At 70.0% G+C, this 9,755-nt stretch carries 12 protein-coding genes; 3 read left to right on the top strand and 9 right to left on the bottom strand.

Going from position 1 to position 9,755, the window contains the following annotated elements; all coding sequences use genetic code 11:
• Positions 1-161 precede the first annotated feature (161 nt).
• From QSK37_RS49940 to QSK37_RS49905, 8 genes are read right to left on the bottom strand one after another with little or no spacing between them, the layout of a single operon-like run.
• Complete coding sequence (locus tag QSK37_RS49940) at positions 162-482, bottom strand: metal-sulfur cluster assembly factor (protein ID WP_285584167.1); 321 nt, start codon at positions 480-482, stop codon at positions 162-164.
• A gap of 39 nt (positions 483-521) precedes the next feature.
• The gene (sufU, locus tag QSK37_RS49935; RefSeq protein WP_285584165.1) at positions 522-965 is read right to left on the bottom strand and encodes a Fe-S cluster assembly sulfur transfer protein SufU; all 444 of its coding nucleotides are present in this window, start codon (positions 963-965) and stop codon (positions 522-524) included.
• Between the two features lie 34 nt (positions 966-999).
• Positions 1,000-2,274 carry a cysteine desulfurase gene (locus QSK37_RS49930; protein WP_285636720.1) on the bottom strand — a complete coding sequence of 425 codons (1,275 nt, stop codon included), beginning with the start codon at positions 2,272-2,274 and terminating at the stop codon, positions 1,000-1,002.
• Positions 2,275-2,276: 2 nt separating this feature from the next.
• Positions 2,277-3,029, bottom strand: coding sequence for a Fe-S cluster assembly ATPase SufC (gene sufC / locus QSK37_RS49925; protein ID WP_285584164.1), 753 nt, complete (start codon positions 3,027-3,029; stop codon positions 2,277-2,279).
• A gap of 5 nt (positions 3,030-3,034) precedes the next feature.
• Positions 3,035-3,349 (bottom strand): non-heme iron oxygenase ferredoxin subunit, encoded by a 315-nt coding sequence (locus tag QSK37_RS49920; RefSeq protein WP_285636712.1) that lies wholly within the window; start codon positions 3,347-3,349, stop codon positions 3,035-3,037.
• On the bottom strand, positions 3,346-4,554 hold the full coding sequence (gene sufD / locus QSK37_RS49915) for a Fe-S cluster assembly protein SufD (RefSeq protein WP_285636710.1): 1,209 nt from the start codon (positions 4,552-4,554) through the stop codon (positions 3,346-3,348). Before sufD ends, QSK37_RS49920 begins: the two co-directional genes overlap by 4 nt.
• Positions 4,554-5,966, bottom strand: coding sequence for a Fe-S cluster assembly protein SufB (sufB, locus tag QSK37_RS49910; protein ID WP_285584160.1), 1,413 nt, complete (start codon positions 5,964-5,966; stop codon positions 4,554-4,556). Before sufB ends, sufD begins: the two co-directional genes overlap by 1 nt.
• Positions 5,963-6,667: a helix-turn-helix transcriptional regulator gene (locus tag QSK37_RS49905; RefSeq protein WP_285636718.1), complete on the bottom strand. Its 705-nt coding sequence runs from the start codon at positions 6,665-6,667 to the stop codon at positions 5,963-5,965. The genes sufB and QSK37_RS49905 overlap by 4 nt, the downstream gene beginning before the upstream one ends.
• A 378-nt stretch (positions 6,668-7,045) precedes the next feature.
• On the opposite strand from QSK37_RS49905, the gene QSK37_RS49900 reads away from it, so the two are divergent.
• The 3 genes from QSK37_RS49900 to QSK37_RS49890 are packed head-to-tail and all read left to right on the top strand — an operon-like array spanning position 7,046 to position 8,296.
• Complete coding sequence (locus QSK37_RS49900) at positions 7,046-7,354, top strand: pore-forming ESAT-6 family protein (RefSeq protein ID WP_285636707.1); 309 nt, start codon at positions 7,046-7,048, stop codon at positions 7,352-7,354.
• The gene (locus tag QSK37_RS49895) at positions 7,308-7,634 is read left to right on the top strand and encodes a DUF6507 family protein (protein WP_349498058.1); all 327 of its coding nucleotides are present in this window, start codon (positions 7,308-7,310) and stop codon (positions 7,632-7,634) included. The genes QSK37_RS49900 and QSK37_RS49895 overlap by 47 nt, the downstream gene beginning before the upstream one ends.
• Positions 7,628-8,296 (top strand): DUF6177 family protein, encoded by a 669-nt coding sequence (locus QSK37_RS49890; protein WP_349498059.1) that lies wholly within the window; start codon positions 7,628-7,630, stop codon positions 8,294-8,296. Before QSK37_RS49895 ends, QSK37_RS49890 begins: the two co-directional genes overlap by 7 nt.
• Before the next feature lie 20 nt (positions 8,297-8,316).
• Here the strand turns inward: QSK37_RS49890 and QSK37_RS49885 are convergent, their stop codons facing one another.
• On the bottom strand, positions 8,317-9,684 hold the full coding sequence (locus tag QSK37_RS49885) for an MFS transporter (protein WP_285636701.1): 1,368 nt from the start codon (positions 9,682-9,684) through the stop codon (positions 8,317-8,319).
• Positions 9,685-9,755: the final 71 nt, after the last annotated feature.

Raw genomic sequence — 9,755 nt, 5'->3', positions numbered from 1 at the left:
TCGCCGCCGAACTCAACTCCAGACCACGCAAAACGCTCGGCTGGGAAACCCCAGCCGAGCGCCTCACTAAACTCCTGACACCAACCAGTTGATCAACCGGTGTTGCGACGACCCCTAGAACCGAAGGGAGTTCCAGGGGGTCACCCCCCTGGGCCAGCACGTCAGACGTTGAAGCCGAGGGCGCGCAGCTGTTCGCGGCCGTCCTCGGTGATCTTGTCCGGGCCCCACGGCGGCAGCCACACCCAGTTGATGGTGACCTTCTCCGCCATGCCCTCCAGGGCGCTGTTCGTCTGGTCCTCGATCACGTCGGTCAGCGGGCAGGCCGCGCTGGTGAGGGTCATGTCGAGCGTGACGACGTTGTCGTCGCCGATGCCGACGCCGTACACCAGCCCGAGGTCGACGACATTGATGCCGAGCTCGGGGTCGACCACGTCGCGCATGGCCTCGAGGACCTCGTCCTCAGCGATCTTCGTCTCGGACATGGGTCCTCCTTCGTCGGATGAGCGACCGGGCGCACCGGATCACGCCTGGGCCTCCATGGCTTTCGCGGTCGCGTCCTTCCACGCCATCCAGGCGAGCAGGGCGCACTTGATACGAGCGGGATACTTCGACACCCCGGAGAAGGCGACGGCGTCCTCCAGGACGTCCTCGTCGGGGTCGACCTGCCCCTTGGACTGCATCAGCTTCAGGAACTCGTCACCGGTGTTCATCGCCTCCTTGACCGGTCTGCCGATGATCAGATCGGCCATCACCGACGCGCTGGCCTGGCTGATCGAACAGCCCATCGCGTCATAGGAGACGTCGGCGACGTCGTCGCCGTCGAGCCGGACGCGCAGCGTCACCTCGTCACCGCAGGTCGGATTGACGTGATGCACCTCGGCGTCGTAGGGATCCCGGAGACCCTTGTGGTGAGGGTTCCGGTAGTGGTCCAGGATGATCTCCTGGTACATCGACTCGAGCTGCATGCCTCTTCCTTCCCTGCGACCGAACAGATCAACGTCAGGCGGCGCTGAAGAATTTCTGCGTCTGCCGGAGTCCGTCGGCCAGGGCGTCGACCTCGTCGCGCGTGTTGTAGAAGTACAACGACGCACGGGTGCTGGCGGTCAGGCCGAACCTGCGGTGCAGCGGACGCGCGCAGTGGTGACCGGCGCGCACGGCCACGCCGTGGGCGTCGAGCACCTGGCTCACGTCGTGCGGGTGGATCTCCCGGCCGTCGAGACCCTGGAGGGTGAACGACAGGGCGCCGCCGCGGTCCTCGGCCTCGGCGGGGCCGAGCAGCCGCAGCCCCTCGACCTCGCGGAGCCGGTCCAGGGCGTACGCCAGCAGCTCGTGCTCGTACGCGTGGATCTCCTCCAGCCCGATCCCGCGCAGGTAGTCGATCGCGGCGGACAGCCCGGCGGCCTCGGCGATCGGCATCGTGCCGGCCTCGAACTTGTGCGGCGGCGGCGCGTACGTCGAGCGTTCCATCGCGACGGTCTCGATCATCTCACCGCCGCCGAGGAACGGCGGAAGGGTCTCCAGCAGCTCCCGGCGCCCCCACAGCACGCCGATGCCGGTCGGGCCGCACAGCTTGTGCGCGGTGAAGCCGTAGAAGTCGGCGCCCAGCTCGGCCACGTCCACCGGCATCTGCGGCACCGCCTGCGCCCCGTCGACCAGCACGAGCGCGCCGACGGCGTGGGCCTTGGCGGCGATCTCGCGCACCGGGTTGACGGTGCCGAGGACGTTCGACTGGTGCGCCACCGAGACGATCTTGGTGCGCTCGTTGATCAGCTCGTCCACGTCGGTCAGGTCGAGACGGCCGTCGTCGGTCACGCCGAACCAGCGGAGCGTCGCGCCGGTGCGCTGCGCGAGCAGCTGCCACGGCACGATGTTGGAGTGGTGCTCCATCTCGGTGATGACGATCTCGTCGCCCGGACCGACGCGGAACCGCTCGGCCTCCGGGCCGGACGTCGCCGCGTTGCCCATGGCGTACGCGACGAGGTTGATGCCCTCGGAGATGTTCTTGGTGAACACCACCTCGGACTCGTCCGCCGCGCCGATGAAGCCGGCGACCTTCAGCCGCGCGCCCTCGTACGCCTCGGTCGCCTCCTCCCCGAGCTGGTGCGTCGCCCGGTGGATATTGGCGTTGTGCCGGGAGTAGTACTCCTCGATCGCGTCGATGACCTGCAGCGGCTTCTGCGAGGTGTTGGCGCTGTCGAGGTAGACGAGCGGACGTCCGTCGCGGACACTGCGCGTCAGGATCGGGAAGTCCTTGCGGACCCGCCCCACGTCGATGCTCACGCTGACGCGCCCGCCTTCGTGAACTTCTCGTAGCCCTCGCTCTCGAGCAGCTCGGCCAGCTCCGGGCCGCCCTCCTCGACCACGCGCCCGCTCGCGAAGACGTGCACGAAGTCGGGCTTCACGTAACGCAGGATCCGCGTGTAGTGCGTGATCAGCAGGACGCCGGTCTCGCCGCCCTCGCGGAAGCGGTTGACGCCCTCGGAGACGACCTTGAGCGCGTCGATGTCGAGTCCGGAGTCGGTCTCGTCCAGCACCGCGACCTTGGGCTTCAGCATCTCGAGCTGGAGGATCTCGTGGCGCTTCTTCTCACCGCCGGAGAAGCCCTCGTTGAGGTTGCGCTGGGCGAACGCCGGGTCGATCTGCAGCTCCGCCATCGCGCCGCGCATCTCCTTGGAGAAGTCGCGCAGCTTCGGCGCCTCGCCGCGTACGGCGGTGACCGCCGTGCGCAGGAAGTTCGACACCGACACGCCGGGCACCTCGACGGGGTACTGCATGGCGAGGAACACCCCGGCGCGGGCGCGCTCGTCGACGGTCATGTCCAGCACGTTCTCGCCGTCGAGGAGGACCTCGCCGCCGGTGACGTCGTACTTGGGGTGACCCGCGATGGCGTAGGCGAGGGTGGACTTGCCGGAGCCGTTCGGCCCCATGATCGCGTGGGTCTCGCCCGCCCGTACGGTCAGGTTGACGCCCCGCAGGATCTCCTTGTCCTCGACGGCGACGTGCAGGTCGCGAATCTCAAGCGTGGCCATATGTCTCAGGACTCCTTGAGCGAGACGTACACGTCGTCGCCCTCGATCTTCACTCGGTACGTGGAAACCGGCTGCGTGGCCGGCGGATTGGTGGGCTTGCCGCTGCGCACGTCGAAGCACGAGCCGTGCAGCCAGCACTCGATGGTGTGGTCGTACACCTCGCCCTCGCTGAGCGCGACCTCGGCGTGGGAACAGACGTCGTGCAGCGCGAAGACCTCCTGGCCGATGCGCACGACCGCCACCGGGGTGTCGTCGATCTCCACCGCCAGCGCACCCTGGTCAGGGACCTCGGCCAGCGCACAGGCGCGCACGAAACTCATCGATCCAGCTCCTGTTCGATGGTCGCGCCCGGCTCGTCACTCGCTCCGCGGACGGCTTGCTTCGCGGCGCCGGCCGCTCCGCTCGCTCCTCCCCGGTCGAGCTCCTTGTCGATGGCCGTACGGACCTGCTCCTGAATATCGGGCACGGTGATCTTGTCGACGAGCTGGCCGAGGAAGCCGCGGACGACCATGCGCCGCGCCACGTCGTGGGGGATGCCGCGCGCCTGGAGGTAGAACAGGTGCTGGTCGTCGAGGCGGCCGGACGCCGAGGCGTGCCCCGCGCCGGCGACCTCGCCGGTGAGGATCTCCAGGTTCGGCACCGAGTCGACCCGCGTGCCGTCGGTCAGCACGAGGTTGCGGTTGAGCTCGTACGTGTCGGTGCCCTCGGCCTCCGCCCGGATGATGACGTCGCCGATCCAGACGGTGTGGGCGCCCTCGTCCTGCAGCGCGCCGCGGTAGTCGACGCGGCTGCGGCAGTTCGGCGTGGTGTGGTCGACGAGCAGCCGGTGCTCGATGTGCTGGTCCTTGTCCACGAAGTAGACGCCGTACAGCTCCGCGTCGCCGCCCGGGGCGTCATAGGCCACGGACGGGGCGATGCGGACCACGTCACCGCCGAGGCTGACCGTGAAGCTCGTGAACTTCGCGTCCCGGCCGAGCCGCGCGTGCTGGTGGGACAGGTGCACGGCGTCGTCGGCCCAGTTCTGCAGGCTGAAGACCGACAGCGAGGCGCCGTCGCCCACCACGAACTCGACGTTGTCGGCGTAGGTGGCCGTGCCGATGTGGTCGAGCACGACGGTGGCCTGCGCGAACGGCTCCAGGACGACGGTCGTGTGGCCGTAGGCCACACCACCCTCGCCGCGCAGCGTCACGACGGTCGGGCTGGTCGCCACGACCTCCTTCGGCACCGTGATCAGGGTCGCCTGGGCGAACGAGGCGTACGCCTGGGCGCTCACCCGGTCGGCCGGGACGTAGGCCTTGCCGACCCGCTCGTCCGTACGGCCGACGGTCTCGACCTTCACCTCGGGCGCGGCGTCGACGTCGACGACGACCTTGCCGTCGGCCTCCGCGCCCTTGTGCAGGTCGCGCAGGCGGCGCAGCGGGGTGAACCGCCACTCCTCCTCGCGCCCGGTCGGCACCGGGAAGTCGGCGACGTCGTACGACGTGCGCTCATGCAGCGTCGACAGGGGCCGGGTCTCCACACCCATCAGCCGACGGCTCCTTCCATCTGCAGCTCGATGAGGCGGTTGAGCTCGAGGGCGTACTCCATCGGCAGCTCACGCGCGATCGGCTCGACGAAGCCGCGCACGATCATCGCCATGGCCTCGTCCTCGGTGAGCCCGCGGCTCATGAGGTAGAACAGCTGGTCCTCAGAGACCTTGGAGACGGTCGCCTCGTGGCCCATCTCGACGTCGTCCTCGCGGACGTCGACGTAGGGGTAGGTGTCGGAGCGGCTGATCTGGTCGACCAGCAGCGCGTCGCACTTGACCGTCGACTTGGAGTGCTCGGCGCCCTCCTGCACCTGGACCAGGCCGCGGTAGCTCGTACGGCCGCCGCCGCGCGCCACCGACTTGGAGATGATGGTCGAGGAGGTGTTCGGCGCGTTGTGCACCATCTTGGCGCCGGCGTCCTGGTGCTGACCCTCGCCGGCGAAGGCGATGGACAGCGTCTCGCCCTTGGCGTACTCGCCCATGAGGTAGACGGCCGGGTACTTCATCGTGACCTTGGAGCCGATGTTGCCGTCGACCCACTCCATCGTGCCGCCCTCGTAGCAGACGGCGCGCTTGGTCACGAGGTTGTAGACGTTGTTCGACCAGTTCTGGATGGTCGTGTAACGGCAGCGGGCGTCCTTCTTCACGACGATCTCCACGACCGCGGAGTGCAGTGAGTCGGACTTGTAGATCGGCGCGGTGCAACCCTCGACGTAGTGGACGTACGCCCCCTCGTCGACGATGATCAGCGTCCGCTCGAACTGACCCATGTTCTCGGTGTTGATCCGGAAGTAGGCCTGCAGCGGGATCTCGACGTGCACGCCCGGCGGCACGTAGATGAACGAGCCGCCCGACCAGACCGCGGAGTTGAGCGCGGCGAACTTGTTGTCGCCGACCGGGATCACCGAGCCGAAGTACTCCTGGAAGATCTCCGGGTGCTCGCGCAGGCCGGTGTCGGTGTCGAGGAAGATGACACCCTGCTTCTCCAGGTCCTCGCGGATCTGGTGGTACACGACCTCGGACTCGTACTGAGCCGCGACGCCCGCGATCAGGCGCTGCTTCTCGGCCTCGGGGATGCCGAGCTTGTCGTAGGTGTTCTTGATGTCGGCGGGGAGCTCGTCCCACGACGCGGCCTGCTTCTCCGTCGACCGGACGAAGTACTTGATGTTGTCGAAGTCGATGGCGGAGAGGTCGGCGCCCCACGTCGGCATCGGCTTCTTACCGAACAGGCGCAGGCCCTTCAGACGAAGGTCGAGCATCCACTCCGGCTCGTTCTTCTTCGCCGAGATGTCGCGGACGACCTCCTCGTTCAACCCGCGACGGGCCGACGCACCGGCCGCATCCGAATCGGCCCAGCCGAACTTGTATCTTCCGAGCCCCTCGAGCTCAGGGTGGGCTGCCGTAGTCATGCGGAGGCGCCTCCGGACTCCTGCTTGTCGTCGTTCTTCTCTGTCAGCTCACGCGAAGTCACGTGAGTCGTGCAAACCCCGTCGCCGTGGGCGATGGTCGCCAGCCGCTGCACCGGGACGCCGAGCAGCCGCGCGAACGTGGCGGTCTCGGCCTCACAGAGCTGCGGGAAGCTGGCCGCGACGTGCGCGACCGGGCAGTGGTGCTGGCACAGCTGCTGCCCCCCGGCCGGCGCGGTGCCGGCCGCGGCGGCATAACCGTCCGCGGACAACGCCTCGGCCAGCGCGCGCACCCGCTGCTGCGGGGGCACCGCGCGGATCGCCGCGCCGTAACGCGCCTCGAGATCACCGAGCTGGCGACGGGAGAACTCGGCGACGGCCTCGTCACCGAGCCGCTCGGCGATGAACCGCAGAGCACTCGTGGCGAGGTCGTCATAGGCGTGCTCGAACGCGCTGCGGCCGGCGTCGGTGATGACGAACAGCTTCGCCGGACGCCCGCGCCCTCGTGAGGCGTGCGGGCGGCTCCGGCGCACCTCGATCATCTCCTCGGCGAGGAGGTGGTCGATGTGACGCCGCACGGCCGCGGGCGTGAGCCCGAGCCGCTGGCCGAGCGCCGAGGCGCTGATGGGACCATGTTCAAGAATCAGGCGTGCCACCCGCGCGCGTGTGGTGCGCTCGGCATGGCTCGGACCGAACGCGGGCATGCCGGCGGACGCCGGGGCACTGCTCCTCGTGTCGGTCACGTTTTTCACAACATCAGTGTGGCCTAATTCCTTCCCTCCGCACAAACGGAACCGGGTTACCTACCTCACTTAGGCAAGCCTTACTCCACCTGCGGCTTCGCCCGCCGTACGGCTCGGCGACGGCGAGCCGCTCTCCACCGGTCGGGGCGGGGCTCCTCCACCGCACACCCATGGCCGCATCCGGCCGGGCGGTCCCTCGCACCCCGGCCTCCCCATCGGTCCAGCTCAGCGGCGGACTCCCGAATTCCCGCGGAGCGGGACCGCCGGCTTCCGCGGAACCCGGTACGCCCCGGACGCGTTTCGACGGGGCGAAATTCCGGGGCTGAAGGAGACACCACGATGGGGCACGACCGGCTCAGCTGGGACTCGGGGGCATCAGCGGAGACGCAGGGGAACCTTCAAACGATCACCGGCCGGTCAGAGCAGCTGATCGGCACGCATGACTCCGACGTGAGGGCCGCACTCGCGGACTTCCTCGCGGACGGGGTGTCCGACACCTACAGCGGCAAGGAGCAGAAGTGGCTCGCCGCCGCGGCGCAGACCCAGCAGATCATCGATCTGGTGAAGCGCACCATGACGCAGAACGACTCCCCTGCGCAGCATGCGCAGTCTCGGGCTCGTGCGGCCGTCGACGCCATCGGCGCCTGACGCGCGACCGCTGACGGACATGGCATACGGAGGGGTTCGTTCGTGGCTCCGAGGTGGAAGGTCACAGAACTGCCAGAGCGGCATCGTGTCGAAGGCGCTCACGGACTTCGTCACGCATCATCAGCTGACGCCGCCCCGCATCGTCAAGCGCACCCACAACTCCCTCAACGGCGTGGTCGAGGCGCCCAACGCCTACATCGAGGGTGATCACGAGATGATGCTGGACGCGCAGCGGAACCCACCCGGACTCCGCCGTCGCTCGGCGCGCATCTCATCCTGACGCTGCGGGTCTGTCAGCCGCCCGCTCCCAACACCGAGCTGGGCGGCGCGGTCGAGCACCTCTGGCGGTCACTCACCGGCGCGCCGCCGAGCGGCTGGGGTACCGCCGAGCCCGCGGCCCAGCCGTGGAACCCCGGCGGGCTCACCGAGATGTGCCGCGACCGCGCTCCCGATCCCACGTGGGCCGTGCTCGTGGGCGGGCCGGCGGGTGAGACCGGTCGGCCGTCGATCGGGACGCTGCTGGTCTCCCGGGTGCAGGGCGGAGTGGAGGAGGCGTCCCACATCGTCATCGGATACCGCTCCGGCGAGGAGGTCCCCTCCCCCGGACTGCTCCGCGGGCTGGCCGACGACCTGGCCCGCGGCTTCTCACTGACCTCGCTGTTCGTCCAATGGGGCGCCGGACCCGCCGACGTCACCGCGCTCCCGCACTGGGTCGGCGTGCCCGGTCCGGTCGGGATGGCGGTCGGCCCCGGCGGCCTGCAGGCGACCGGCCTCGATCGAGCCCTGTCGGCGCCGATGGTCACCGCGCACCGCATCGGCGGGGATCACGCGCCCTCGGTCTGGTTCGACATCGGCGACGGGGTCTCGCCGGAGGGGTTCTCGAACTTCGAGCGGCTCACGGCCCATCTCGGCGTCCCCGCACAGGTCGGCGGGTCCGGCTGAGGTGACCCGGCCGGCCGTGCTCAACCCGCGGCCCTCCCCGCCGTACGGGGGACGGCGACCGCGGCCAGGACGGCGCCGAGGAGGAAGGCGACGGCCGCGACGGCCATCGCGGTGGGGAGCCCGGTGGAGACGGCGAGGGTGCCGACCAGGGCGACGCCGATCGTACTGCCGACCTGCCGGCCGGTGTTGATCGCTCCCGAGGCCACTCCGGCCCGGTCCGCGGGCGCGGCCTCGACCACGGTCGTCGTCGCGGCGGGCATGGTGAAGGCCATGCCGAAGCCCGCCGCCATGAGCGGGACGACGAGGACCGCGTAGGAGACGTGCGGCCCGGCGACCATGAGCCCGAAGAGCCCGGCGGCGCCCGCGCACAGGCCGGCCAGCATGGTCGGCCGCGTGCCCGCGCGGTCCGTCACGCGCCCGGACAGCAGGGACGCCAGTGACACCACGAGTCCCTCCGGCAGCAGCGCCAGACCGGCGGCGACCGGACTCATGTGGCGGGTGTTCTGGAAGTACAGGCTGATGACGAAGAGCTGGCCGTAGAAGCCCAGGTTGATCAGCAGCCCGATCGCCGAGCCCCCGGCGAACGCGCGGTCGCGGAACAGCCCCAGGGGCAGCATCGCACCGGCCGAACGGTGCTCGAGGACGATGAAGACCGCGATGAGCAGGGCGGCGGCCGCGAAGCCGCCGAGGATGAACGGGGCGGCCCAGCCCTCGGTGCGGGCCTCGATGAGCGCGAAGGTCAGCACCCCGAGGGCGGCGATCACGGTCGCCTGGGCGGGCAGGTCGAACCCCGGGCGGCCGTGGCCGCCCGCCGGGGGCACGTGCCGCCAGGTCATCAGGAGTGCGGCCAGGCCGATCGGCACGTTGACGAAGAAGACCAGCCGCCAGCTCACCGCCTGGGTGAGCACCCCGCCGATCACCGGGCCCGAGGCGGCCGCGACGCCGGCCACACCGCCCCAGACGCCCACGGCGCGCGCCCGCGCCCCGGGATCCTCGTACGCGGCGCGCACCAGTGCCAGGGAGCACGGCACGAGCACCGCCGCGGCGGCGCCCTGCACCAGGCGGGCGGCGACCAGGGTCGCCGCTCCCGGAGCGAGCCCGCAGGCGGCCGAGGCGACGACGAACAGCCCCAACCCGCCGCAGAACACCCGCCGGGCGCCGTACCGGTCGCCGAGCGAGCCGGCCGTCAGCAGCAGCGCCGCGAAGGTCAGCGTGTAGCCGTCGACCACCCACTGGAGCGCCCCGACGCCTCCCCCGAGGTCACGGCCGAGCGCGGGCAGCGAGAGGTTCACCGCCGTCGCGTCGAGGATGACCATGAAGTAGCCGAGGCAGATGGCGGGCAGCGCGAGCCGGGAGGGCGTCTGCGGCCGGACGTTGACGTGGACCATGTCCCCAGGCTGGCCCCGAAACCATTCGACGAGGACCGAAACGTCGTCGCCCCGCCCTACGGGGCGACGGC

It is taken from the genome of Actinoallomurus iriomotensis (assembly GCF_030269445.1).
Taxonomy (GTDB): Bacteria; Actinomycetota; Actinomycetes; order Streptosporangiales; family Streptosporangiaceae; genus Actinoallomurus; species Actinoallomurus iriomotensis.
This window is presented reverse-complemented; position numbering and strand designations above follow the sequence as displayed.

What these genes read in the sequence shown, in the direction of transcription:
- sufU (WP_285584165.1), bottom strand. Translation starts at nt 965, where the DNA reads ATGCAGCTCGAGTCGATGTACCAGGAGATCATCCTGGACCACTACCGG.
- QSK37_RS49895 (WP_349498058.1), top strand. Translation starts at nt 7,308, where the DNA reads ATGCGCAGTCTCGGGCTCGTGCGGCCGTCGACGCCATCGGCGCCTGAC.
- QSK37_RS49900 (WP_285636707.1), top strand. Translation starts at nt 7,046, where the DNA reads ATGGGGCACGACCGGCTCAGCTGGGACTCGGGGGCATCAGCGGAGACG.
- QSK37_RS49920 (WP_285636712.1), bottom strand. Translation starts at nt 3,349, where the DNA reads ATGAGTTTCGTGCGCGCCTGTGCGCTGGCCGAGGTCCCTGACCAGGGT.
- sufD (WP_285636710.1), bottom strand. Translation starts at nt 4,554, where the DNA reads ATGGGTGTGGAGACCCGGCCCCTGTCGACGCTGCATGAGCGCACGTCG.
- QSK37_RS49940 (WP_285584167.1), bottom strand. Translation starts at nt 482, where the DNA reads ATGTCCGAGACGAAGATCGCTGAGGACGAGGTCCTCGAGGCCATGCGC.
- sufC (WP_285584164.1), bottom strand. Translation starts at nt 3,029, where the DNA reads ATGGCCACGCTTGAGATTCGCGACCTGCACGTCGCCGTCGAGGACAAG.
- QSK37_RS49885 (WP_285636701.1), bottom strand. Translation starts at nt 9,684, where the DNA reads ATGGTCCACGTCAACGTCCGGCCGCAGACGCCCTCCCGGCTCGCGCTG.
- QSK37_RS49905 (WP_285636718.1), bottom strand. Translation starts at nt 6,667, where the DNA reads ATGCCCGCGTTCGGTCCGAGCCATGCCGAGCGCACCACACGCGCGCGG.
- sufB (WP_285584160.1), bottom strand. Translation starts at nt 5,966, where the DNA reads ATGACTACGGCAGCCCACCCTGAGCTCGAGGGGCTCGGAAGATACAAG.